This is a genomic window from Brevibacillus sp. DP1.3A, assembly GCF_013284245.2.
Taxonomy (GTDB): Bacteria; Bacillota; Bacilli; order Brevibacillales; family Brevibacillaceae; genus Brevibacillus.
The window spans coordinates 4,219,303-4,243,956 of record NZ_CP085876.1 but is presented as its reverse complement, the minus strand read 5'-3'; the positions used below and the strand labels follow the sequence as shown (position 1 = coordinate 4,243,956).

24 protein-coding genes are annotated in these 24,654 nt (G+C 45.4%); 19 read left to right on the top strand and 5 right to left on the bottom strand.

Annotated features, from left to right (window positions below):
- The first annotated feature begins 23 nt into the window (after positions 1-23).
- From HP399_RS19375 to HP399_RS19295, 17 genes are all read left to right on the top strand, one after another.
- Positions 24-2,471, top strand: coding sequence for a bifunctional diguanylate cyclase/phosphodiesterase (locus HP399_RS19375; RefSeq protein ID WP_173620266.1), 2,448 nt, complete (start codon positions 24-26; stop codon positions 2,469-2,471).
- 42 nt (positions 2,472-2,513) lie between these two features.
- Positions 2,514-4,964, top strand: a complete 2,451-nt coding sequence (locus HP399_RS19370) for a bifunctional diguanylate cyclase/phosphodiesterase (protein WP_173620265.1) — start codon at positions 2,514-2,516, stop codon at positions 4,962-4,964.
- A 142-nt stretch (positions 4,965-5,106) separates the two neighbouring features.
- Positions 5,107-5,310, top strand: coding sequence for a copper chaperone CopZ (gene copZ / locus HP399_RS19365; RefSeq protein WP_173620264.1), 204 nt, complete (start codon positions 5,107-5,109; stop codon positions 5,308-5,310).
- 110 nt (positions 5,311-5,420) lie between these two features.
- Positions 5,421-6,038 carry an NAD(P)/FAD-dependent oxidoreductase gene (locus HP399_RS19360; protein WP_228088565.1) on the top strand — a complete coding sequence of 206 codons (618 nt, stop codon included), beginning with the start codon at positions 5,421-5,423 and terminating at the stop codon, positions 6,036-6,038.
- A 91-nt stretch (positions 6,039-6,129) separates the two neighbouring features.
- Complete coding sequence (locus HP399_RS19355; protein WP_016739861.1) at positions 6,130-6,453, top strand: metal-sensitive transcriptional regulator; 324 nt, start codon at positions 6,130-6,132, stop codon at positions 6,451-6,453.
- Positions 6,454-6,581: 128 nt separating this feature from the next.
- A complete protein-coding gene (locus HP399_RS19350; RefSeq protein ID WP_173620262.1) occupies positions 6,582-7,325 on the top strand; it encodes a PIG-L deacetylase family protein in 744 nt (247 codons plus the stop codon).
- Between the two features lie 17 nt (positions 7,326-7,342).
- Positions 7,343-9,166: an ABC transporter substrate-binding protein gene (locus HP399_RS19345; RefSeq protein WP_173620261.1), complete on the top strand. Its 1,824-nt coding sequence runs from the start codon at positions 7,343-7,345 to the stop codon at positions 9,164-9,166.
- A gap of 93 nt (positions 9,167-9,259) precedes the next feature.
- Positions 9,260-10,237 (top strand): ABC transporter permease, encoded by a 978-nt coding sequence (locus tag HP399_RS19340; RefSeq protein ID WP_173620260.1) that lies wholly within the window; start codon positions 9,260-9,262, stop codon positions 10,235-10,237.
- Positions 10,230-11,084 carry an ABC transporter permease gene (locus tag HP399_RS19335; RefSeq protein ID WP_173620259.1) on the top strand — a complete coding sequence of 285 codons (855 nt, stop codon included), beginning with the start codon at positions 10,230-10,232 and terminating at the stop codon, positions 11,082-11,084. Before HP399_RS19340 ends, HP399_RS19335 begins: the two co-directional genes overlap by 8 nt.
- A gap of 6 nt (positions 11,085-11,090) precedes the next feature.
- Positions 11,091-12,047 carry an ABC transporter ATP-binding protein gene (locus tag HP399_RS19330; protein WP_173620258.1) on the top strand — a complete coding sequence of 319 codons (957 nt, stop codon included), beginning with the start codon at positions 11,091-11,093 and terminating at the stop codon, positions 12,045-12,047.
- 3 nt (positions 12,048-12,050) lie between these two features.
- Complete coding sequence (locus HP399_RS19325; protein ID WP_173620257.1) at positions 12,051-13,097, top strand: ABC transporter ATP-binding protein; 1,047 nt, start codon at positions 12,051-12,053, stop codon at positions 13,095-13,097.
- Positions 13,098-13,219: 122 nt separating this feature from the next.
- Entirely contained in the window at positions 13,220-14,092 is an 873-nt protein-coding gene (locus tag HP399_RS19320) for a cupredoxin domain-containing protein (protein ID WP_173620349.1), read from the top strand.
- A 106-nt stretch (positions 14,093-14,198) separates the two neighbouring features.
- Complete coding sequence (locus HP399_RS19315) at positions 14,199-14,948, top strand: cytochrome c biogenesis CcdA family protein (protein ID WP_173620256.1); 750 nt, start codon at positions 14,199-14,201, stop codon at positions 14,946-14,948.
- 36 nt (positions 14,949-14,984) lie between these two features.
- Positions 14,985-15,368 carry a rhodanese-like domain-containing protein gene (locus tag HP399_RS19310; protein ID WP_173620255.1) on the top strand — a complete coding sequence of 128 codons (384 nt, stop codon included), beginning with the start codon at positions 14,985-14,987 and terminating at the stop codon, positions 15,366-15,368.
- A 129-nt stretch (positions 15,369-15,497) separates the two neighbouring features.
- A complete protein-coding gene (locus tag HP399_RS19305) occupies positions 15,498-15,725 on the top strand; it encodes a spore coat associated protein CotJA (protein WP_007725805.1) in 228 nt (75 codons plus the stop codon).
- Positions 15,722-15,994, top strand: a complete 273-nt coding sequence (locus tag HP399_RS19300; RefSeq protein WP_137029509.1) for a spore coat protein CotJB — start codon at positions 15,722-15,724, stop codon at positions 15,992-15,994. Before HP399_RS19305 ends, HP399_RS19300 begins: the two co-directional genes overlap by 4 nt.
- Before the next feature lie 21 nt (positions 15,995-16,015).
- Complete coding sequence (locus HP399_RS19295; protein ID WP_173620254.1) at positions 16,016-16,585, top strand: manganese catalase family protein; 570 nt, start codon at positions 16,016-16,018, stop codon at positions 16,583-16,585.
- A gap of 49 nt (positions 16,586-16,634) precedes the next feature.
- On the opposite strand, the gene HP399_RS19290 is transcribed toward HP399_RS19295, so the two are convergent.
- The 4 genes from HP399_RS19290 to HP399_RS19275 all read right to left on the bottom strand — a co-directional run bounded on the left by HP399_RS19290 (position 16,635) and on the right by HP399_RS19275 (position 21,575).
- Positions 16,635-17,774, bottom strand: a complete 1,140-nt coding sequence (locus tag HP399_RS19290) for a copper amine oxidase N-terminal domain-containing protein (protein ID WP_173620253.1) — start codon at positions 17,772-17,774, stop codon at positions 16,635-16,637.
- Positions 17,775-17,827: 53 nt separating this feature from the next.
- Positions 17,828-18,967, bottom strand: a complete 1,140-nt coding sequence (locus HP399_RS19285; RefSeq protein ID WP_173620252.1) for a copper amine oxidase N-terminal domain-containing protein — start codon at positions 18,965-18,967, stop codon at positions 17,828-17,830.
- Between the two features lie 67 nt (positions 18,968-19,034).
- Positions 19,035-19,844: a copper amine oxidase N-terminal domain-containing protein gene (locus tag HP399_RS19280; protein ID WP_173620251.1), complete on the bottom strand. Its 810-nt coding sequence runs from the start codon at positions 19,842-19,844 to the stop codon at positions 19,035-19,037.
- 63 nt (positions 19,845-19,907) lie between these two features.
- Positions 19,908-21,575, bottom strand: a complete 1,668-nt coding sequence (locus HP399_RS19275) for a ribonuclease J (protein ID WP_173620250.1) — start codon at positions 21,573-21,575, stop codon at positions 19,908-19,910.
- Between the two features lie 164 nt (positions 21,576-21,739).
- Here HP399_RS19275 and HP399_RS19270 point away from each other — a divergent pair, with 164 nt between their 5' ends.
- A complete protein-coding gene (locus tag HP399_RS19270; protein ID WP_173620249.1) occupies positions 21,740-22,159 on the top strand; it encodes a thioredoxin domain-containing protein in 420 nt (139 codons plus the stop codon).
- A gap of 88 nt (positions 22,160-22,247) precedes the next feature.
- Here the strand turns inward: HP399_RS19270 and HP399_RS19265 are convergent, their stop codons facing one another.
- Positions 22,248-22,688: a protease complex subunit PrcB family protein gene (locus HP399_RS19265; protein ID WP_173620248.1), complete on the bottom strand. Its 441-nt coding sequence runs from the start codon at positions 22,686-22,688 to the stop codon at positions 22,248-22,250.
- Positions 22,689-22,749: 61 nt separating this feature from the next.
- Between HP399_RS19265 and HP399_RS19260 the strand changes: the two genes are divergently transcribed.
- Positions 22,750-24,645: a hypothetical protein gene (locus tag HP399_RS19260; RefSeq protein ID WP_173620247.1), complete on the top strand. Its 1,896-nt coding sequence runs from the start codon at positions 22,750-22,752 to the stop codon at positions 24,643-24,645.
- Positions 24,646-24,654 lie beyond the last annotated feature (9 nt).

The following is a 24,654-nucleotide window of genomic DNA, read 5'->3' as shown; positions in this document are numbered from 1 at the left end:
GCGAGAACAGGCGGGGGTGCCATGTGTTTAATCAAATCAGAGATGTAAAGTATGCATTATCTGCATTGGAAGAGTCATCAGTTATTTCGATAACAGATGAAAAAGGAATCATCACCTACGTCAATCACAACTTCTGTCAAGTATCCAAGTTTAGTAGAGAGGAATTAATCGGAGAGAACCATAACATCGTCGATTCCGGTTTCCATCCGCGAGACTATTTTAAATCGCTATGGGATACCATCAGCCGAGGAAAAGTATGGAAGGGCGAGATGAAAAATCGGGCGAAGGACGGTACGGAATATTGGCTTAGCATGACGTTAGTACCGTTCATGAACAACAGTGGATTCCTTTATCAGTACGTGGCAATCGGGACGGACATCACGAAACGAAAGCAGATGGAAGAGTCTCTTTCAAAGACAATGAAGGACTTGCACGATATCAAAAATGCACTGGATGAATCTTCGATTGTAGCGATTACAGACGACAAAGGCGTCATTACTTATGTAAATGACAAGTTTTGTGAAATCTCCAGATACGAAGTGGATGAATTGGTTGGAAATACACATCGGGTCATTAACTCTCGCTATCATTCCAAGTCGTTTTTTAAATTGATGTGGGAAACGATCAAGCAAGGACGTGTCTGGAAGGGCGAAGTGAAGAATCGCGCCAAAAATGGTAATGAATACTGGATGAATACGACCATCGTTCCATTTCTAGACGACCGGGGAGTTCCGTATCAATATGTTTCGATTCGTACGGATATTACCGACCGCATTGAAGCAGAAGCAGCTTTGGCAGAAGCATTGCAGAACGATTTTCGCCGGACGGTTCAAAACTTGCAAAACTGTGTGTTCAAGATCGTGACAGATCCAAAAGGGAACATCACCTATACCTTGTGTGAAGGGAAGATTGCGGAAGAGCTCGGGCTAACGTCTGAGAGGATGTTGAGAAAAACGTCGTATGAAATCTTTCCTTATGAGGTAGCGGAGCAAATGGAAAGCTATTTTCGCAGAGCTTTTGCTGGCGAGCCCGTTACCTTCGAACTGAAACTATCCGGAAATGATTATTACATTACGTTGTCACCTATTGAGGAAAACGGAGAAATCGTGGAAATGGTAGGCTCCATGATTGACATCACCGAGAGAAAAAAGGCCGAAGAAACGATTCGCTACATGGCCCATTACGATTCCTTAACCAACCTGCCTAATCGAACGCTTTTTCATGAAAAACTGGCAGAGGCCATGCTCAAAGCAAAGCAAAAAGATGAGAAAATCGGCGTCATGTTCATCGATTTGGATCGATTCAAAAACATAAATGATACGCTGGGTCACTCCATAGGGGATGTCCTTTTACAAGCAGTAGCAAATCGTCTCATCGGTTGTTTGCGAAAAGAAGATTCTGTTTCTCGACTAGGCGGAGATGAGTTCGCCATCTTTCTCACAGGTGTCACACACAAAGAGGTTGGTGAAATTGCACAACGAATCATCACGAGCATGTCCGAATCGATTACGTTGGACCATATCGAAATCTTTATAACACCAAGTATCGGCATCAGCATGTTTCCGGAGGATGGAGACGATATTGAAGCGCTGTTGAAGCATGCAGACGCTGCCATGTATTTGGCAAAAGAGCAAGGGAAAAATAATTATCAATTTTTCTCGGAGGAGCTGCATCAGGTTTTAGCCAAAAAGCTACAGCTTGAAAGAGAGCTGCGAAAAGCTTTGGATGAGAAACAATTTACGCTGCACTACCAACCGAAGATTCAATTGCAAACGGGCCAGATTATTGGCATGGAGGCGTTGATTCGTTGGGAACATCCAGACCTTGGTCTCATCCCACCTATTCAATTTATCCCGATCGCAGAAGAAACAGGCTTAATCGTACCGCTTGGGGAATGGGTAATGCGAACGGCTTGCCAACAGACAAGAGTGTGGCAGAAAGCAGGCTTTACACAGCTGGCGGTTGCGGTGAATATATCCTTACGCCAATTTATGCAAAACAATCTCATTGAGATGATTACCTCGATCCTTGAAGAAACAGGCTTATCTCCGCAATACTTGGAGCTGGAAATCACGGAAAGCATGGCGCTAAATGTAGACTATACGATTCGGATTTTGAATCGCTTGAAAGGTCTTGGGATTAGCATCAGTATCGATGATTTCGGGACGGGCTACAGTTCTTTGAGCTATCTAAGTCAATTTCCGATCGATCGGCTCAAAATCGACCAATCCTTTGTCCGGAATTTGAATCCACGGAATCAAGCGATTATTAAAACGATCATCCATATGGCACACAACATGAAAATTGCTGTTATTGCAGAGGGTGTAGAAACACAAGAACATGTTGATTTTCTAAAGGAACAAATGTGTAATGAAGTCCAAGGGTACTTCTACAGTAAACCGCTGCCCATGAAAGAAATCGATTCCTACTTGCAGGTAAATCGTTATGGTGAATCAGGCAGCATGGTTTAAGTGAAACCATCCAGATTAACAAAAGGAAAGCGGTGAAGGAGCTTGGATCACCAGATACATGGGACGTACGACAATTTCCTTGTAATACTATCTTATTTAATCGCGGTTGCAGCTTCTTTTTCTGCTCTCAACCTGGCAGCCAGAGTGAGTACAAGTAAGGGGAAGCATCAGCTACTCTGGTTGATTTTTGGTGCCACAACGATGGGGCTTGGAATATGGTCCATGCATTTTGTCGGAATGCTGGCACTTACCCTCCCTATTAAGGTTATGTATGACATGGAGTATGTCATCCTATCTGTCATTCTTGCCATTTTTGTCTCAAGCATAGCCTTGTTTACCGTCACGAAAAGCAACCTCAATGCACGACAGTTAGGTATCGCGGGAATTTTGATGGCCGCAGGAATATCTGGGATGCACTACGTTGGAATGGCCGCGATGATTATCGAAATTACATACGATATGTGGATCGTCATTTTATCTATTATCATTGCAGCGACTGCTTCGGCAGCGGCACTTTGGCTCTTGTTTTACTTTCGCCGCGATCAGTCGAAATACGCGTATTTATACAAATTGGGCAGTTCACTCATTATGGGAGCTGCAATAGCGGGTATGCATTACACTGGGATGGTTGCAGCGCATTTCTACGTAACGGAACTGCCGACAACCGAGGTGGAAACGCAAATCGAACCGGAGACCTTGGCCTATATCATTGTCTTAGCCACTTTTTTACTGATCGGCATTACATTGTTTGGATTGTTTATTAACAAACGACTCTCGCAAAAAGATACGGTCATTCAGGAAAATGAAAGCTGGTATCGTTCCCTTTATAAAAATAATGAGTACGGCATTATTTCCTTAGATACAGGTGGATGTATTATCAAAATGAACCCAGCTGTCACGAAGATTGGTGGTCTGAGTGAGGAAGAATTTATGAATCAACATGTATCCAAAATTGGCATGCATATTGTTGAGGAGAAAAGGGACATCACTAAAGATTCTTTTGCCCAGTCGTTTCAGCCCATTCGTAATAATTTTGAGACGACCATCCTTCATCCGAACGGAAATCGCGTAGAGCTGAGTGTACTCAATGTCCCGGTTGAGATTGAGGGAGAAGTGGTGGGGAATCACATCATTGTGAAGGATATTACCGAAGAGAATCGCGTGAAAGAAAAAATCAGATATTTGGCTTATCACGATGAGCTGACCGACTTACCGAACCGAAGAAAGTTTAATCAAGTCCTTCATCAATCCATTGAAAAAAGTAGCCAAGATTCATCGAGCTTTGCCGTCATGGTTATCGACATCGATCGGTTCAAAATGATCAATGATTCCTTGGGACACTCCTACGGCGATATCTTTTTGCAGGGGGTCAGCGACAGAATCGTAAAAAATGCGGAAGGGTACCACGCAACAATTGCCCGGATGGGTGGAGATGAATTTACCATCCTCTGCGAAACAGGAGCGGACCGACGGGAAGCGGAGAGTTTAGCGGATAAGATCATTGAAGCATTGAAACAGCCATTCTCGCTAAAAGACAGTGAATTTTACATATCAGCAAGTATTGGAACGGCGATATTCCCAGATCACGGAACGGATGCTGTCGCGCTGCTCAAAAAAGCGGATACGGCCATGTACGAGGTGAAAAAACAGGGGAAAAATGGTCACCTGTTCTATACACCCGATTTTGATGTCCAATTGCTAGAAAATATTGAAATAGAAAGTGATCTCAGAAAAGCAATTGAACGTAACGAGCTGGTAGTGTATTACCAACCTCAATTTCATGCGGAAAGTAATCGCATGATCGGAGTGGAGGCGCTCGTCAGGTGGAATCATCCGACCAAAGGGATGCTTTCACCAGGAGTGTTTATCCCTATTGCTGAAGAGACAGGGTTGATCTATGAGATCGGTACATGGGTGCTTCGCGAGGCGTGCAGGCAAATGAAGCATTGGCATGATGAAGGGGGACCGTTGATCCCCGTATCCGTCAACTTGTCCTCCCATCAATTCCACCAACGGAACCTCGTCCAGTACATCAAAAATATCCTCGAGGAAACCAAGCTTGCCCCGCACTTTTTGGAACTGGAAATCACGGAGAGCATGATGATGGACCCGGCCGTATCGATCAGTATCCTGCATGAGTTAAACAAAATCGGAACGAGAATTAGCTTGGATGATTTTGGAACCGGTTACAGCTCTTTGAGCTATTTGAAAAAGTTCCCGATCCACAAACTAAAAATTGACCGCTCCTTCATAACAGACCTTTCTCGAAATGATAACGATAAAGCCATTGTGGCCACCATTATTTCGATGGCGAAGCATCTGAAATTGGATGTGATTGCAGAAGGTATTGAAACGAAGGATCAATTAGATATTTTGACAGAAAATCATTGCAAGGAAATTCAAGGGTACTATTATAGTCGCCCATTATCCGCGAATGAGGTGGAGCACGTGTTTTTTGCTCCCATCAGAAATCATCTCAGCCAAGAAGCGTAAGGAAAACTCCCTGTCTTTTATAGATGGGGAGCTTTTTTGTATGTACACAGCAGGAAAATGTAAAATTGGGTATTGCATACCCTACAGGGGTATCGTAAAATGAAATCAAGTAAAGCTCCCCAAAAACAAAGGAGGATGTAAAATGAATGTCACTTTGAACGTACAAGGAATGTCCTGCAATCACTGCGTTATCTCCATAGAAGGTGCACTTCAAAAACTAGACGGGGTTAGCAAAGCAACGGTAAGCCTTGCTGACAATCAGGTAAGCGTGACTTTTGATGAATTCGTTGTTTCGCTGGACAATGTGAAAGAGACCATTGAAGATCAAGGATACGATGTCGTTTAAGGAAAGGTTGCGGGAAAGGCTGTGATTGTAGAATTGCAGTCTTTCTTATAGCTTGCAGTTAACCGAAAATTTAAAATTCAAATGTGTAGGAGGAATGTCTTTTGAAGCGTGTGCAGTTTGCCGTAAGTCCAGAAATTCGTGTCGGCGGTTCTGTGTTTACCCCAAAAGATATGGTGGCGATCGGTCAAATCGTTGGCGAGGATGCACAAATTGAACTTTCAACCTTTCAGCAGCTTATTGTCGAGATGAATGAAGAGAAGGCTGAGGATGCGAAAAAAGCGCTGCGTGAAAAAGGCTTATGCGTGTACGAAACGGGCTCTGTTGTGAAGAATTTGTCTGTCTGTTCTTTTTGCAAAGGAGCAGAGATTGAAGGGCTAGAGGCTGCGAGAAATTTGAATGATACGATCGCAGGGATGGTCGTTCCTTTTACGATGAGAGTCGGTTATACGGGCTGCCCAAATGCCTGTGGAGAGCCGTTGGTAAAAGATATCGGGATCGTCAAGCGAAAAGAAACCTTTGAAATCTACGTCGGAGGCCAATCGAAAACAATGGAGGCCAAAACAGCCGAGCTCCTGGTCGAGCAGGTGAAGGAAGAACAATTATCCTCCATCGTCCAAAGCATCATTACGTTGTATCAGACGCAAGGGAAAAAGAGAGAGAAGTTTTTCAAGTTTGTCGAGCGATATGGATTGGAAAATGTCCGAAAAGAATTGGGGCTGTCTTCCTGACAGATATGTGAATATGGAACTTGCTACATTTTGAAAATTTGGATTATAATCGAAGCGTATGTTTGCTAGGATGATTAGAGGAGGAATCTCATTGTCAAGTGCAGAATTGAACGTTGTACAGTCTTGTCATACATCAGATCGAAACAGTCATCATTCAGAAAAAACCAAGCAAAACTTGCAGGCGCGCCTCAATCGGATTGAGGGACAGATTCGCGGGATTAAAGGCATGGTGGAGAAGGATGCTTATTGTGATGATGTCTTGAATCAAATTGCTGCGGTACAATCTGCCTTAAATTCAGTGGGACGTATCCTTTTGGAAGGACATATGAAATCCTGTGTGATTGAACGCATCCAAGAAGGGGACAGCGCAGTCATTGACGAGCTGTTAACCACGATGAATAAGCTGATGAAATAAAAAGCTTCAGAAATGAAGCTTTTTTATTATTGCGAAATATAGGTTAGTGGGGTATAGTATTTTTAAGTCAGAATATTTTCATAATACAGAAAATATCAATCGAACAGGATGACAAGGGAGATGAAAAAATGGGCAAGAAAATGTTGCTGTTAGGTGTGTACGGCATGGAAGTGGTGGAGTGTGGCGGTGCTCTTGCCATTAACGTGAACAATGGAGGGGAATCGTACGCCTCGATCATACTGTCTAGCGAAAAATCACGCCCGCAAGTTACAGAGGCGGCAGCGGTATTGGGGGTTCAGATGTATTTTCCCGGCTTTCAATCCGGTTATGTTGATGTCAGTCCGGAGTCCAAGAAAAAGCTCGTACAGATTATCCGGGAAGTGAAGCCAGATATTATCATTACGCAGGACCCGGAGCATTCTTTTCACGACTTGGACCCAGACCGTAGGCAGGCCATGATTTTAATCTTAGAAAGTATCGCATTGGCAAGTCGGGAGTTTGCTTTAGATGAAATGCCTGGCTTGGAGGCACATCCGATCCCGGCGATCTATTACATGACTCCGCATCATCCCAACTGTGTCGTTGATATTTCGTCAGTGTGGGAACAGAAAAATCGAGCGATGGATGTCTTGCACAGTCAGATGGAGTTCAGTGGCCGACATTTTGAAGAAGCGATAGATGCGAAGGCAATGGAGGCTATCGTCCCTGGTTTTTCCGCGTTGCCCTCTGACTACGAAAAGGGAAGAGCAGTGCACAAGGTACTCGATCAAGCCATTCACGTCTATCACGGTTTGGCAACACATGGTCATTTTACATTAGCAGAAGCATATAAACGTGATGGGAACTTTCATTTGAAAGAACTGATCAACTAATAGGAGAGAGATGTCGGATGAAGCATAATCGAATCGGGATCATATGGCTGCTCATCGCTCTGGTTTCCGCGTTGTTCGCTATTCCGGCTGGTGCCGAGAATCACAGGGAGGTGAAGCTTGGGATCACACAGGATGAACGCTCCTTGAATCTATACACATACAATACCGGCTTTCCTGGACTCGAGCTGGTTAATCTTCTTTACGACCCGCTATTTATCCTCGATAAAAGCAACAACCCCATTCCTTGGCTGGTCAAAGAATTCACGGTATCCGACGACGGCAAGCAATACAAAATGATCTTGCATGACCAAATCTTGTGGCAGGACGGAAAGCCTTTGACCTCAGAGGATGTGAAGTTCACCTACGAATACCTTTTGAAATATAAAAAATCCCGCTTTACAACCCCAGCTGCACTCGTGAAAAGCATTCAAACACCCGACCCAACCACCGTAATCATGGAGCTTGAGAAGCCTGAACCAGATTTCTTCATTCAACCTCTCGCTGATTTGCCAATTCTCCCGAAACATATTTGGAGCTCTGTGACGGATCCTGATAACTTCAACAATTCCTTGGGGAGCGGTCCTTTCATTTTAGAGGATTACAAAAAGGATCAATTCTACAAGCTGAAAGCGAACCCGCAGTACTTTAAAGGCAAACCGGAAATCGATACGTTAGTCATCCCCATCATCGCAGAAGCTAACGCCATGTTTACAGCACTCGCGGCCGGGCAGCTGGATGTCATCAGTCGCAGAGTCCAACCGGAACTCGTCAAAGAGTTTGAAAGCAATCCGTCAATTAAAGTGGAAAGAGGCCCCGGTTTTGCTACAACGTTCCTCCAATTCAACGCCGAAAAGTTCCCGATGTCCGATCAAAAATTTCGCCAAGCGATTAGTCTTGCTATCGACCCGCAATACTTGGTAGATACGGTTTTGCTCGGCTTTGGCACAAAAGGAAGTCCCGGCTTTATTCATCCAGCTACTTCTTCTTACAACAAGGCAGTCGTACATAAGACCGATGTTGAACAAGCCAAATCCATTCTTGAACAAGCAGGCTATAAAGACACGAACAATGATGGCTTGCGAGAGGCGCCAGATGGCAAAAAGCTCGAACTCGTCAATCTAGTCCAATCAAACAACCCTTCTAGCATACGCTCTGCTGAAATCATTGCCGGATGGATAAAAACGATCGGGATTGATATGAAAGTTCGACCGATGGACCCCGATACCGTGATTAGTCTTGTCTGGCCCGAATATGATGTCACCAAAGGCCGGAATTATGACATGACGATGTTTGGCTGGTCGACTACGATGCAGCTGTTCCCTGCCAGATTGATTGATTTGTTCCACTCCGATCTAGCTGGCAAAGGAGGAACCAATATTGGCGGATTCAAAAGTGCAGAGTTTGACAAGCTGGCTGAACAGCTCGATGCCACATTGGAACCGGAAAAACGCCAACAGATTATCAATCAGATGCAAGAGCAGGTAGCCAAAGATTATCCGATCGTCCCCTTGTACTATGCTGAGGAAATTGGTGCGTACAATCCCGCTAAATACGACGGGTGGGTATTCCAGGATGGGAAAGGCATCATCAACAAGCTCTCCTTTGTTTCCAATGGCGAAAAAGCGGCTGTGACAACGGAACAGCCAGCAGCAACACCTGCAAGCACAACGCCTGCTACTGCTACAGAAAGTGCTACATCTGTATCCACAGAAGCACAGGCGAATGCGAATTCGAATACGGGAAAAGGCACGACCTCGATCGTGACCATTCTCATTATTATCGTTGTCGTAGCGGGTGGATGGTATTTGCTCAGCAGAAGAAAAACGAAGAGCGAACAGTAAGCATGTTGACAGCTTCCTCTGCAGTAATGCTCCTAAAGGTTATTGCGGGGGAACCATTTGTTCCTGTTGATTATCGAAAGAAGAGGTGTACTCATGACCCGATTTCTAACAGGCAAGGTCACTCAATATATTTTCGTTATTTTTATTATGCTGACATTGAACTTCCTCCTCCCTCGTTTGATGCCAGGCAGTCCCCTCGCGTATATAGCGGGAGAAGACATCATGCTCATGACGACGGAAGAGAAGGAGGCCATATTAGAGGCGCACGGATTGAATAAATCACTCTTGGAGCAATACGTCATCTATTTGGGAAATATGGCGACGATGGATTTCGGCTATTCCTACCAACAAAAGATGCCGATAACGGAGTTGATTTCAGAGCGGTTGCCGTGGACGCTGCTGTTAACTGGATTGAACTTAGTGATTTCTACCTTGTTAGGCGTCATTTTTGGGACGATATCTGCCTGGAAATGGGGGAAAAGAAGCGATGTTAGTCTCTTGACGATTTTTATGTTTTTAAGCGCGATGCCGTCCTTCTGGCTGGGCATGATTCTGGTAGCGATTTTTGCCGCACAATGGGGGTTGTTTCCCATCTTTGGCGCGCAGACGGCATGGAGCAATTTGACTGGATTAGATCGCGTTACCGACATTGCCCATCATCTCGTTTTACCTCTGGTGACACTCGTATTGATCACCGTTACGACAACCTATATGACGATGCGCTATTCGATGCTGAACGTGCTGGGCGAGGACTACATTATGATGGCCAGAGCCAAAGGCGTAAAAGAAAAAATGATCAAATACCGTCATGCGATGCGGAATGCGTTACTCCCGGTAGCTACGGTTTTTATGCTCAGTCTCGGTAATATTTTTGGAGGGGCAACGGTGATTGAAACCGTGTTTGCCTACCCAGGCATCGGCAGGCTGATGTTTGAGGCCGTCTTAAGCAGGGACTATCCGGTGATACAGGCTGCTTTTCTTATCATTACACTGAGCGTAGTCATCGCCAACTTCCTAGCGGACATCTTATACCCGATTCTCGATCCAAAGGTGGGAAGGAACAATGGATAAAGGCAAATGGCTGCAGTACTGGACCATTTTTCAATCTAGCCGACTCGGGGCGATTGGTATCATCATCCTACTTTTGTTTGTAATTGTTGCGCTAGCGGCACCACTCCTAGCACCTTTTGACCCAGACGAACGTGTAGCTGCGCCATTTCTTCCGCCAGGCGGAGATTATGTACTCGGAACCAATGACGTTGGACAAGACATCTTTAGCGAGCTCCTGTACGGCTCGCGCATTTCATTGACGATCGGTATTTTAGCTGCGTTGTTTTCTATCTTGCTCGGTTCTCTTGTGGGGATCGTTGCCGGATACTTCGGGGGAAAAATCGATTCTGCTTTCATGAGACTGGTAGATTTGGTACTCGTTGTGCCTTTTTTGCCTTTGATGATTTTGCTCGCCGCGTTTATCGGTCCGAGCTTTTGGAATCTCATTTTCGTCATTACCGTATTGACCTGGGCATCTCCTGCTAGGGTGGTTCGCTCACAGGTCCTTACGATAAAAACGAAAGGGTTCGTGGAGGCTGCACGATCAATTGGCAGCAGCGTTTCTACCGTGATGTTCCGTCATATTTTGCCGGGAGTCGTACCGATCGCCTTATCACAATTCATCATGGCCGCGAGCAACGCCATCTTGCTGGAAGCTTCCCTTAGTTTCCTAGGGCTGGGCGACCCTTTGAATAAAAGCTGGGGAACGACCCTGTATTATGCACAGGCCAGAAGTGCTTTCCTGACGGATGCATGGCTATGGTGGATCTTGCCACCAGGTGTGTTAATTACGGCGCTGGTTATCGGGTTTGCTTTTGCTGGCTACTCACTGGAACAAATCTTTAATCCTCGGCTGCGGAAAGGGTGACTAGCCATGAATAAAGTTCTCGTCGTCGAAAATTTGCACACACACTTTTTTACGGCAAATGGTGTAGTAGAAGCCGTTGAGGATGTCAGCTTTCACCTGGAAAAGGGGGAAATGCTCGGACTGATCGGAGAGTCTGGCTGCGGGAAGTCCACCGTGATTCAGTCCATTCTGCGATTACTCGAATACCCGGGGAAGGTCATGAGCGGGAAAGCCATGCTGGGTGGAGTCGACTTGTTGCAGGCGCCAGCAGAGCAGATCGAGAAGCTTCGCTGGAAATCAATTTCGGTTATTCCTCAAAGCGCGATGAATGCCTTAAATCCTGTATTTACGGTCGGGGAACAAATTATGGAAGCGATTCTGTTACACGAAAAAATGACGATGGAGGAAGCGATTCGACGAACAGAGCAGCTATTGGAAATGGTCGGGATTCCCAAGCAAAGGCGCAAGTCGTACCCACATGAATTCAGCGGAGGAATGAAACAGCGTGTAGCCATAGCGATGGCGCTAGCCTGTAATCCGCAGGTCGTCATCTCAGATGAATCGACGACCGGACTGGATGTTTTGACCCAAGCGCAAGTCATCGCGATTTTGAAAGATCTGCAACGATCTATGGACTTGTCTATTATTCTTATCTCTCACGACCTGCCGATGGTGACAGCCATCTGTGAAAGGATTGCCATTATGTATGCGGGCAAGATTGTGGAATGGGGGACAACGGAACAATTGATTACGAACCCAAGGCACCCGTACTCACAAGGTTTGCTCGCTGCCACTCCCGATATGAATGACCCCGAGAAAGAATGCCGTTCGATTCCGGGGACAGTGCCGCTGCTCATTAACCCGCCAAAAGGGTGCAGATTTCATACGAGATGCCAACATGTGCAAGACAAATGCAAGGTAGAGTCACCTCCAATAAGAGAAGTGCATGAAGGGCATTTTGTATCCTGTTTTGTAGGAGGGTAAGACATGGCAATCACACAAAAGTCGCAATCCAATGATGATTTGGTGACGGTGCAACATCTGGTCAAACGCTTTGAAAAGAAGCAGGGAGCGTTTTTTCGCAGCAAAAAGACGACGGTCTATGCAGTAAACAATGTGAATTTCTCTATTAAAAAGGGGGAGATTCTCGGGATCATCGGGGAGAGCGGGTGCGGGAAAACAACGACTGCTCGAATGATTATGCGGCTTACAAAAGAATCATCCGGTCAAATTCTTTTTGATGGGCAAGATTTGTGTCGATTAGGGGAACGGGCAGTGAGGGGAATTCGGCAAGAGATGCAAATGATTTTTCAAGACCCGTACGATTCATTGAATCCAGGAATGACTATTCTTGAAATCTTAATGGAGCCGCTCCATGCCCATAAAAAAGCGAGCACCTTTGAAGAGAAGAGGGAGAAAGTGCTTCAAATTCTCAACCATATCGAGTTAAGACCTGCCGAAAGCTATTTGCAGCGATATCCGCATCAGCTAAGCGGGGGACAGCGGCAAAGAATTGCAATCGCTCGAGCGCTCATTTTAAAACCAAAGTTCGTTGCGGCTGATGAGCCGACCTCCATGTTGGATGTGTCGGTCAGAATGGGCGTTTTGCAGCTATTAAAATCATTGAAGGAAGAAATGGGTCTGACGATGCTGTTTATTACCCATGATCTGTCGACGGCTGCCTACATGTGTGATCGGATAGCTGTTATGTATCAAGGGAATATCGTCGAGATCGGACCGACTCATGAGATTCTGTATCATCCCTCTCACCCTTACACACGTGCACTCGTAGCCGTGGTATCCGATCTTAATCATTTTCTCAAACACAGGCAAGAGCTGATAGTAGATGGGGAAGTGCAGAATGAAGGAATCCAAAGAGGATGTCCTTTCCTTGTCCGCTGCCCCCATCAGGTTGACCACTGCCGGAATATGGTACCTATGCTAGAGCGAATCTCATCCGACCACTATGTTTCATGTATCCATCACCAGGGGGAATATGAGAGCGCAAAGGCTACCAACAGGCATGCGAACTAGAAAATGTGTGAGCCCTCTCGACAGTAGTCAGAGGGTTTTCTCGTTCGTTTTGTCCTATTTTGTTGGCGTAGGACATACTTTACAATGTGGGGAATATACTCGGGGGTGGTATCTTGAGCGCGGTGTATCAGGTCCTGATCTACGTCGGTTTCGCTTACGTTTGTTTCACATGGTTTATATGGCGACGAAAGCAGGGAATCGATCATATGCAAGGCATGATGAGCACGATGTCTGTCAGTATGATGATTGGCTTGATTGGAGGGTTGATCCTCGGCGATGTTTACAGGGGAGACCTTTATGTATCCACCATGTGGGGAATGCTGGCAGGTGGACTGTCTGGTTTTCTGCTAGGAGTTCCATTGTCGATCCTGAGTATTGTAGAAGGAATCTTATCAGGCGTCATGGGCGGGATGATGGGCGCCATGCTGGGAGAGATGGTCCCTAGTGAAAAAGTAGAGCCTCTCTTGTTTGTTTTCGTCATGCTCTATACCGTATGTATGCTGCTCGTAGCCAAGCTGATTGATTTTAATAAAAAAGAAACGAAGTGGTCCTCCATTTTTCATCATCCTGCCGCTCCAGCTGTGTTGCTGCTTGCCGTCTTCTTCTGGTTTCAATCATTACCGTTTCCATCCCCGGCCCTTTATGCAGGCGATCGCGCGACAGAAATCAACCTCACAGCCGTCGACTTTTCCTATAAACCGAACCAATTTACCGTGAAAAAAAATACGGAGATCAAAGTCGTCTTTCAAAATGATGGCAGTGTAGAGCACGATATCGAGGTTGTGTCGCATGGAAAAATTGTAACGATTTCAGAATCAAGCACGGAACATCGGCATGGAGCAATGGCTGAGGGCGTGGTTCATTTGCACGCCAAACCGGGAGAGTCTGTTGAAACAGTATGGAAGGCATTGGAGGAAGGAATCTATGAATTTTATTGTACGATCCCTGGACACAAAGAAAGCGGCATGATGGGACGCTTGCAAGTGACGGGATGAAGCAAAGGAGAGGCGAATCATGCCTTTCTTTTTTTCTTCATAGTTTCCTCACAACCTTTTTGTAAAATAAAAGAAAAGAAATGGAAGCCCCACTCGGAGGAGAAGCATGGATTGGTATTCGTACTTGTATCAATATGGAGCATGGATCAGCAAGCCCTTTTCCGATTTGTATTACGGAATGGGTGAACAAGCACCGTTGATTGGAGCGTTGTTGCTCGGGATCGTTGGGGCGTTTGCACCGTGCCAGTTATCAGGGAATGTGGCTGCATTTACAGTGTTCGGGAAGAATGTCGTCGTCAAAGGTGGCTTTCGTAGTCATGTATGGACGTTCATCCTTGGCAAAGCAGTCGTGTATTCCGCTTTGGGAGCAATCGTATTTGCGTTTGGCGAACAACTCTCTACACAAGCGATTCCATTGTTTCAGTGGGCGAGAAAATTACTAGCACCGATGTTTATTTTGATTGGATTGTTCTTAATCGGATGGATTCGACTGCCATTTCTACATACGCAATCAATTGAGGAAAAAATCAAGCGTTTTTCGGAGCGATTTGAGGGAAAGAAACAATCCTTTTGGCTTGGCGTTGCCTTTTCCCTCGGGTTTTGTCCGACGATGTTCTGGCTCTATTTTGGACTGACGATGCCTTTGATGTTCACGAGCTCGTTCGGCCCGATCATTCCGACTGTATTTGCACTTGGCACGGCGCTGCCGCTACTCATCGTTTTACTACTGCTTGCCGTTGCAAGTGATAGCCCTTCTCTCATGAAGAACACAAGGAAATGGGGGGCGGTAACGCAAAAATTGGCTGGTATCGTGTTTGTCCTACTCGGTATTTCAGACTTCATGGCATTTTGGTAGGGCTGCGACAAAATAAAATACGAAAAGGTGGAACGGATGAAAAAGATATGGATAACGAGTGCTCTGGTGGTCGTGCTCGCTATGGTAGCGTTCGTATTTTGGAATACCAAACAATCATTGCAAATCATAGATTCAGAACAGTTGGCGCAATGGATGACGGGTGAAAAAGATATGGTGATTGTGGATTTGCGCGAGCCTGAATTGTTTGAAGAGGGAAGAGTCCCCAATGCCATTAATATTCCTTTTGCAGAGATTAATGAGAAATACAGGAGCATCCCCACAGACAAGAAAGTCGTCTTCGTCTGTCATACCGGAAGGATGGGAGTGGAGAGCGGAAACCTTCTGTTAGAAAATGGCTACAAAGATGTTGCGAATCTGGACGGTGGCATGGCGAAATGGACTGGACAGGTGGAATCGTAGTGTTAACCGCTTTCCTTTTACAGAGGAGAGCGGTTTCTTCGTTTTGGGGGATCAATCACGCCTACTGGGTGGGCTGCATAGTGTAGTCATGAAGGAATAGAAAATGTAAGTTGGAGGAGGATATTGGCATTGCATTCGCAAACACGTGACTACTATCCGTATGTAGGTCCTTATGATCCTTGTCCGCCGATTCGGGTGAAGACGTACCAGGTGCCCCCTCAGCTGTTCATGACGTTTCAGCCGGAGAACTTACCACAATACAGCCCGATGGAAGCGTTGAAATTAGGTACGTTATGGCCGGCACTTTTTAGCCCCTATGATCCCAGACTGAGTCATTTGGGGAGGGAGCACTCATGACAGCTGAAAATAGATTTGGCGATGAACAATATTACGCATTGCTTGAACAGCTGCAAGCGATCGACTTTGTACTGGTAGAGCTCAGCCTTTATTTAGATACGCATCCCACCGATCAGAATGCGCTTCACCAGTTTAATGATTTAACGGAGCAGCGCTGGGTTTTGGCGAACGAATATGAGAAATTGTACGGGCCTTTGCAAAATCTTGGTCGCAGCTATTCAGGGTATCCGTGGCAGTGGAATGATGATCCATGGCCTTGGCAAGTTTAGAAGAGAGGGATAACGAAACCGATGTGGATTTATGAGAAAAAACTGCAGTATCCGGTTCGTGTCAGTAAGTGCGATGTAAGAATGGCGAAGTATTTAATTGAGCAATATGGAGGGGCGGATGGAGAGCTGGCAGCCGCTCTGCGCTATATGAACCAGCGGTATACGATCCCGAATAAAGTCGTAGGGTTATTAACGGATATCGCTACCGAAGAGTTTGCGCATCTCGAAATGATTGCCACGATGGTGTATAAGCTGACCAAAGACGCGACTGTCGAAGAGTTGAAGGAAGCGGGACTGGGTGACCATTACGCCAATCATGATCGGGCGCTCTTTTACAACAATGCCAGTGGTGTGCCGTGGACGGCATCCTATATCGCTGCCAAGGGCGATCCAATCGCGGATTTGTATGAGGATATCGCTGCTGAAGAAAAAGCCCGCGCGACGTATCAATGGCTGATTGACATGACGGATGATGTTGATTTGCAGGACAGCTTGAAGTTTTTGCGAGAGCGGGAAGTCGTTCACTCTATGCGTTTTCGCGAGGCTGTAGAGATTTTGAAGGAAGAGCGGGATGCGAAGAAGATATTTTGAGAGGAAAAAAGAGAGCCGGTGGGCTCTCTTTTTTCCAGTGGTCATTTGGTCATTCTTCGCTGTAATCGTGTGGGATCACTATAATGGATTTCTGCCCCCATTTATGATCAAAATTAACCTCGCAGTTTAACATTTCTGCAACTTCTCGTAACGGGACCATAAGAATGGTATTATTGTGCAGCTTGGCTTTTGCCGATGTAGTAACTGGGTAATTATTGATTATGAATCGATTACTTCCTGCTGGAATGGTAATCCAAATTGCGCTTCCCGGGTAGGTCTCTTGAGTGATTGTTGCGCACTGAGTTGAATCGTCCCATTGAAGAGTAGCACCAAGAGCATCCGCCAAGTCGCGAAGCGGCACATATGTGACATCATTTTCAACCAAGATTAGATCATTAAGCTTTTTATTATTAACTGTCACACTCAGGGCTGTATCTTTATAAGGTGCTGAGTTCTCATGCGTAAAAGAAAACTTTATCGTGAATATATCTTGAAAGCTATTAAACCTAGAATTGATAAAATTCATTGGTATTTGAAAGGATACGCGGGCGAATTGTCCCGGTTCTAACCGCAGTGATGAATTGATAACAGCGTGATTGGTCTCGGAATAAAAGTGAACCATGCCATTCTCATCAGCTAATGATATTCCCAAGTATTTAAAATTTGAGGCTGTTGCCTCTCCGCGATTAATTAAAATGGTCTTGATGGAGAGATTGTCCCCGGACGGCCCAAATGTTATTGCTCCGGGTACGATCTCAGGTCTGAGTTCGGCTTTTTTTCCTAATGTAAATGTATACGTTGGTTTTAGATAAGCACCCTCGATTTGTGTGGGATTTGTAACGGAAGGAACAAGATCAAAGTCTACCATTTCGAAAAAGTCATAACCACTAGTACCCGCTTCGAGATTATAACGTTCAATGTACTTAGGTTTCGTACTGATTTTTTGCCCCTGCTTATTGAGCAAATCAATGCTTCCCTTAAGTTCAATAATTTCATAAGGACTGAGATTTCCCCAATTCAAGTATCCTTGTGCATAGTGACTTCCATCCGGCTTGGTTACAAATTTTACTTCCGTAAATTCAAACAGTAAAGGATTCTTCTCCAAAGATGCCAAGGAAACTGGAACCGAAGCAAAGAAAATAATAAAGGTCAAAGCAAGGCACGTAAAAAGTCTCACCATTTTCACCATTCCAAATCACCCCAAGGTTGAAAATATCATGTTGGGAGAAGATAATTGTGTTGCTACATATCAGGGATGTACGGAACAACTATGATGGATCTTCGTCCCCATTTATGTTCAAAATCAACATAACCATACATCATTTCCACTACATCTCGTAGAGGTACGACCAGAACGGTGTTATTATGCAGCTTTGCTTTTGCAGATGCAGTGGTTGGGTACCCATTATGGACAAATCGATTACTTCCAACTGGGATGATTATCTTATTTTCCCCTTGCCAGGTGTCCTCTTCAATGAGTGTTGCGGTCTGCGTAGAGTCGTCCCATTGAATAGTAGCACCAAGAATATCGGCTAACTCGCGAAGTGAAACATAAATGACATCATTTTCAACAAAGGTTTGTTGTAATAGCTTGTTATTATTTACTGTCACACTCAGCGCAGCGTTGTCTATATAAGGTGCAGAGTTCTCGTGCGTATAAGTTATACTGACATCATCAATTTCTTCAAACTTTCCAACGTTAGAATTGATAAAATCAAGTGGTATATCAAATGATGCGTACACATATTGCCCCGGCTCTAAACGTAATGACGAATTGACAACTGGGTGGGTCGTTTCGGAGTAGAAATGAACGAGTCCTTTTTTGTCCGTAATGGAGACCCCAGAGTATGTAAAATTAGTAGCGGTTGCCTCTCCCTGATTAAGTAAAAAGGTCCTGAAGTAAAATTTTTCCTGGTCCATTCCATGATATTGTTTTCCAAAAATGACGTTTGGTTTGAATTCTGCTTTTTTCCCTAATGTAAACGTATATGTTGGCTTTAGATAAGCACCCTCAATCTGTGAGGGATGGGTAACGAAAGGAGCCAGATCAAAGTTTTCAATATCGAAAAGACCTAAATCGTTATCTCCTGCTTCCAAATGATAACTGTCAATGTATTTAGGTGTAGTGCCGATTTTTTGCCCTTTACCATTGACCAAATCAACGCTTCCTTTAAGGTCATGGATTTCATAGGGACTGACATTTCCCCATCTCATATAACCCTGTGCATAGTGACTTCCATCAGAACTTGTTATGAATTTTAATTCGGTTAATTCAAACTGCAAAGGATTCTTCTCCAATGATGCATAGGACACTGGAACCGAAGCAAAGAAAATAAAAAAGATGGCAAGAAGGCACGTAAAAAGTCTAACCATTTTCCCCATTTCAAATCACCCCAAGATTGAAAATATCATGTTAGAAAAGCCTCCAGGAAAGAAGGCTTTTCCCAACTCATCTGTAAAGATTATTCGGAACGACGATGATGGTTTTCTGACCCCCTTTATGTTCAAAAACAACATAGTAATCCAGCATTTCTACAATATCTCGTAAAGGTACAACCAGGGTGGTGTTATTGTACAGCTTCGCTTTTCCCGACACAGTAGTTTCGCGACCTTCATCAATAAAGCGATCACTGCCAACCGGTATGACTATTTTTCTATCGTATTCCATGAAGTTGTCTCTCAGGATGAGCGTTGCCGTTTGGGTAGGATCATTCCACTGGATAGAAGCACCAATAATGCCGGCTAACTCGCGAAGGGAAACATAAGTGACATCATTTTCAACAAAGGTTTGTTGCACAAGCTTTTTATTATTTACGGTCACAAGCACTGCTGAGTCGTCTTTATAAGGAGCAGCGTTATCGTGGATAAAGTCTATACTAATTTTTTTGATGTCTTTCAAGTTCTTAAACCTAGAATCGATAAAATCATAGGGGAGTTCAAATTTTGCTTCTACAAACTGTCCCGGCTCTAGCTTCAACGACGAATTGATAACAGTATGGCTAGTTTCGGGGTAGAAGTGAACCCTTCCGTTTCTGTCTGTAAATGAGAGGCCTGAGTATTTAAAATTTGTAGCGGTTGCTTCACCTTGATTAAGGAATAGGGCATAAATAAAAAAATTGGTTTCCTCTGATCCTCCATAAATCATTGAATCTCTAATGACATTTGCTTTGAGTTCTGCCCCTTCAGACACTGGAACCGAAGCAAAGAAAATAAAAAAGATGGCAAGAAGGCACGTAAAAAGTCTAACCATTTTCCCCATTTCAAATCACCCCAAGATTGAAAATATCATGCTAGAAAAGCCCTCCAGAAAGAAGGCTTTTCCTCATACATCCATAATAATCGGCAGGATCATGGGTCTGCGCTTTGTTTTGGCATATACGAATTTCCCAATCGATTCCCGCATTCCTTGCTTCAAGCGGTTCCACTGACTCACATTCGCTTCCTGTAAATTGGTGATCACCTCGGATGCAAGGCGAGTCGCTTCTTCCAACAGACCCTCTGATTCCGGGGCATGAATGAATCCGCGAGAAATAAGGTCAGGACCCGACAAAATCTTGCCGTCGGTTTTACTGCGCGTCACAACGATCACGAGAATGCCATCTTCCGAAAGATGTTTGCGATCCCGTAATATTCCATTCCCTACATCACCGATTCCTAAACCATCCACCAAGGTATTTCCGGCAGGGATTTTTCTTTCCTGCACAGCCACACCATCCTGAATATCCACGACATCTCCGTTATTTACAATGAAAGTGGACTCGAAATCAACGCCGACGGATTCAGCCAACAGACGATGCTGATGGAGCATCCGATACTCACCGTGAATGGGGATAAAATATTGTGGCCTCATGAGAGTGAGCATGAGCTTCAATTCTTCTTGGAAGCCGTGGCCGGACACATGCAAGCCAGTCCCAGAGCCATATATAACGTTGGCACCCATAATAAACAAGTTGTCGACGATGCGCGCTACATTCCGTTCGTTCCCTGGAATGGGGGAAGAAGAGAGGATGACGGTATCGCCGCGTTCTACTTTAACGTGCCGATACCCGGAGGTCGACAACCGGGATAAGGCTGCCATCGGTTCGCCTTGGCTTCCCGTACATAGAACAGCGACGCGGGCTGGATCGAGCTCGCTCACTTCTTCTACTTCCACCAGCATGTCTTCTGGGATATGCAAATAGCCTTGTTCCGATGCGATTTTGACCACATTGACCATACTTCGTCCCAGCAAAGCTAGCTTTCGATTCGTCGCTTCTACGGCATCAATGACTTGTTGCAGGCGGTATACATTGGAAGCGAACGTCGAGACAAATATTTTCTGCTGTGCCTTACTGAATGCTTCTAACAGACGATCGCCCACGTTCCTTTCTGATGGAGTAAAGCCTGGGCGCTCCGCATTGGTACTCTCCGACAACAAGGCCAATACACCTTTCTGCCCGATTTCAGCCATTCTGTGCAAATCGGGGGATTGCTTATGCACCGGCGTTAAATCAAATTTAAAATCGCCCGTATGCACTATAGAGCCTGCTTTTGTCTCAAACACGACACCCAAGCAATCAGGAATGCTATGGTTCGTTTGAAAAAAGCTAATCGTGAGCGAACCTAATGAAATAGTAGAGTGACGATCGATGGAGATGAGGGTGGTCTGATGAAGCAAATTATGCTCCTTCAGCTTCAATTCGATAAGTCCTAACGTTAAGCGGGTACCGTAAACAGGGACGTTTAATTGTCTTAAAAAATAGGGAATGCCCCCGATGTGATCCTCATGCCCATGCGTGACAATCAAGGCTCGGACTTTTTCCTGATTTTCCAGCAGATAACTAATGTCCGGTATGATCAGATCAATTCCTAAATAACTCTCATCCGGGAACTTCGAGCCACAATCGATGAGGACAATTTCATCCCCGCATTGAATCCCGTACATGTTTTTGCCGATTTCATATACTCCTCCTAATGCAAAAATAGAAAGAGTTTCATTCCATGCATTCATACGCAGTCACTGACCTCCCCAAAGCATCTTGAGGTTACTCTTACCTATTGGAAAGCTGAGTATGTATGGATAGCTGGTTAGATTATGAGGCAAAAATGGATGAATGAACCAATCAGGAGTCGGGCACACTGGGGTAAGACTCATTTTGGAAGGGAGCAGCTCCGGTGAAAACCAAACGATTTCTTTTCCGCTTGTTTCTATTGATTGCCATTGCGGCTGGTGTGGAATGGTTTGTGTACGCGAACCAACAAGCGCAAACCGAAGTGGTAGCAGACGAGTCGCACGCTCATCATGCAGCGCCGACACTCGCTGTGAAGCATACCCTTGAGAAAGATGATTTGCAGCTCAAATTGGCCGTTACGAACTTCTCTTTTTCCCTCGAAAACATGGGGAAAGAAAACAAGCACGGAGAAGGCCATGTTCATCTGTACCTCGACGGCAAAAAGATCGCCAAAGTATTTGAGCCTAGCTATGTCATGAAGGATATCCCGGCTGGGAAACATGAGGTCAAGGTAGAATTGGCCCATAATAACCACGAGTCGTATGGTGTTGCAGAGAGCTTTTCCATTGAGGTAAAGCCCTGATAAGTAAGGGTAACTGTTGGGAAAAGGAAAAAAGCCGACTTCGATACGCCTTGTGGCTTTCGAACTGTCGGCTTTTTTCATGGATAGACTAGCGCATATGCACACTGACTTTTGCTTGCTGGTCTGGCAGGGCAATCACCAGAGTCGGATAGCTGATGACTTGCGTTTTCATCGAACCTGGAGCTGGTGATTGTACCCGAACGTGTACGGCAAAGGCATGAGGGCCTGTCCGCTTGACTTGGTCCGCCACTAAACGATATCCTCCTGTAGGGCGCTGTCCTGCACCCACGACTACATAGGATTTTCCATTGGCACGAACAATAGTGTGACCGCCATTTTTTCGAACTTTCTTCAAAGCTTCCTGCACAGCCGGCGGATAGGGAGCAGCAACGGCCTCGTAAGCAGCATCTGCTTGTACAGCCTCTTTCGCCACAGGCTCAGATACGGTAGGATGTTGAGGTGACAAGACTTGTGTACCTGTTACAGCTAAGGTTGCTGTTAAGAGTAAGCTAGGAAATACATGCAACATCAAGATCCCTCCAATAGGTAAAAGTAATGAATCGAACATCATATAGACTGAGGTGACAGGCGTGCGTGTGAAGGATTCGCTGGAATACCTGTCCGAATCAACGCGACAAGCGATTCTACATGAACAGACCAAACGATATCAGATTGCCGAAGAGCAAGATTTAACAGCTAGATTATTGGACCCCGTTTTTATTGGGCAAGTATGGGAAGAGGCAGATGAGCTGGAACTAGCCGTTATCCGGCTTTTCGTAACCAAAGCGACGAGAGGCTTTTTTAGCAAACGAACCTGGGAACGTGAAACGGCAAAAGAGCACAGACATCTGTCAGTCGGCTTGACGAAATTACGACGGCTTGGACTGATCTTGACTGTACGGAAAATGTGGAGTGAGATCGGCTATTTGATGCCACAAGAGGTTCGAGAGCAATTGACGAATCAAATGCTGCCGGAAGCCTCTCAGGCTTTTGTTTCTCTTTCAAAAACGCTCCCTTATTATATATCAGCAGGCAGAGGGATACAGCTGGATCTTTTTGGGCTTCTGCTGTTTATTCGAGACAACCAAATTCCCATTACGCAAAAAGGAAGCATTCATCGCAGGATGTCGCAAAAAATGCTGCCGCTGCTCTCGTTTACAGACGAGCATGTAAAAGGAATCGTGATTCCACCGCTCGATCAGGAACAAAGAGAGGGCTTATCCTTGACCGTTGTCCTTGATATCGCGCTCAGACTAGGCTTGGTGCATAGGGAAGAGCGAGAACTCGTACTCGATCTCAATCGAACGAAGCAATGGCTGCATCAACGGCCGCTCGTACGTTGGGAAGAGATGTACCAACTCGTGATGGAACAATTTTTGCCGCATGGTGACTGGTGGGAATTTTTCATTCAATTGATGAGACAGGTTCCTGTCGAGCAGTGGTGTTCCATCCATGAGCAATTGCGCATGCTAAAAGAAGCAGGATTCCTTTTGCCCGATAATGCAGAGGAGCGCATTGTGGAGCAATGGATGCATTTGCTGTTAGGCTTAGGATGGATTCAGCTCGGGATGGACGAGGAACGTGGGATTTATTGGCGTTGGAGCAGCTTGCCGCGATTATCGTCAGAGGAAGGCTGGTTTGTGGACCCCACAGGTGCCATTACAATTCCTCCGCTTGTCCCGTTGCTGGATGTATGGGAGATCAGCCGGTTTTGCCAGCTCCAATTTGATGGGCAATTGATTCGGGGTGAATTACAAGCAAGGCTGTTGCAAACGTATTTGTCTCAAGGAGGGACGGAGGAGCAAGTCATCGAAAAACTTCGTGCCTCCTGTGTTCATCCGTTGCCTGAGAGCTTGATTGAGGTTGTGAGCCAATGGGCCAGAACAGCAAGGCAGATTCAAATGGAGCCGTACTTCCTCGTTCGGACAGCACATGCTGGATTTCTGGAGGAATGGCGCGAAATTCCTGACTTTCGCCCATTTCTTACCCAAGTGATATCGCCGACTGCGTTTTTGATTCCGTACTCGCAGGAAAAAGAACTGATCCGTTTACTTCGTCACTTCGGTTATGAGCCGCAAGTGCTGTCACATGTTGCTAGTGCAAGCAAAGAGCTCCAACTGCACCAAAACAGTCAAGCCGGGAATAAGGGCTTGCTTCTCATCGAACGGCCTTGGGACGGTTATGCTATAGAAAACACGTTACCTGAGCAAAATGAGCAAATCGCAGCACTACCCAAAATGTGGACGAAGCATTTCCAATCGTATCATCCACAGTCCATGCGAGATTTGTTTAAGCGTGCAATAGAACTGAAGCTGGAAGTCGAGATCCAGCAAAGCGGAAAAGAAAAGCTGCGAGGGCTACCGACAGAAGTACGCCTGGAAATGGGGTATTGGATGGTTTCGATTGCCGGACAGAGCGGTAAACATTATTACCGTCTCGACAACATTGAGCGAGTGCGCATTGTAGTGCCTGAATATCTGTACTAAGGGTGTGCA

Excerpts from the sequence above, each read along its gene's own strand:
- HP399_RS19310 (WP_173620255.1), top strand. The coding sequence starts at position 14,985 with ATGAAAAAGATATGGATAACGAGTGCTCTGGTGGTCGTGCTCGCTATG.
- HP399_RS19350 (WP_173620262.1), top strand. The coding sequence starts at position 6,582 with ATGGGCAAGAAAATGTTGCTGTTAGGTGTGTACGGCATGGAAGTGGTG.
- HP399_RS19300 (WP_137029509.1), top strand. The coding sequence starts at position 15,722 with ATGACAGCTGAAAATAGATTTGGCGATGAACAATATTACGCATTGCTT.
- HP399_RS19290 (WP_173620253.1), bottom strand. The coding sequence starts at position 17,774 with ATGGTGAAAATGGTGAGACTTTTTACGTGCCTTGCTTTGACCTTTATT.
- HP399_RS19335 (WP_173620259.1), top strand. The coding sequence starts at position 10,230 with ATGGATAAAGGCAAATGGCTGCAGTACTGGACCATTTTTCAATCTAGC.
- copZ (WP_173620264.1), top strand. The coding sequence starts at position 5,107 with ATGAATGTCACTTTGAACGTACAAGGAATGTCCTGCAATCACTGCGTT.
- HP399_RS19295 (WP_173620254.1), top strand. The coding sequence starts at position 16,016 with ATGTGGATTTATGAGAAAAAACTGCAGTATCCGGTTCGTGTCAGTAAG.
- HP399_RS19280 (WP_173620251.1), bottom strand. The coding sequence starts at position 19,844 with ATGGGGAAAATGGTTAGACTTTTTACGTGCCTTCTTGCCATCTTTTTT.
- HP399_RS19315 (WP_173620256.1), top strand. The coding sequence starts at position 14,199 with ATGGATTGGTATTCGTACTTGTATCAATATGGAGCATGGATCAGCAAG.
- HP399_RS19275 (WP_173620250.1), bottom strand. The coding sequence starts at position 21,575 with ATGAATGCATGGAATGAAACTCTTTCTATTTTTGCATTAGGAGGAGTA.
- HP399_RS19345 (WP_173620261.1), top strand. The coding sequence starts at position 7,343 with ATGAAGCATAATCGAATCGGGATCATATGGCTGCTCATCGCTCTGGTT.
- HP399_RS19325 (WP_173620257.1), top strand. The coding sequence starts at position 12,051 with ATGGCAATCACACAAAAGTCGCAATCCAATGATGATTTGGTGACGGTG.
- HP399_RS19330 (WP_173620258.1), top strand. The coding sequence starts at position 11,091 with ATGAATAAAGTTCTCGTCGTCGAAAATTTGCACACACACTTTTTTACG.
- HP399_RS19265 (WP_173620248.1), bottom strand. The coding sequence starts at position 22,688 with ATGTTGCATGTATTTCCTAGCTTACTCTTAACAGCAACCTTAGCTGTA.
- HP399_RS19340 (WP_173620260.1), top strand. The coding sequence starts at position 9,260 with ATGACCCGATTTCTAACAGGCAAGGTCACTCAATATATTTTCGTTATT.
- HP399_RS19285 (WP_173620252.1), bottom strand. The coding sequence starts at position 18,967 with ATGGGGAAAATGGTTAGACTTTTTACGTGCCTTCTTGCCATCTTTTTT.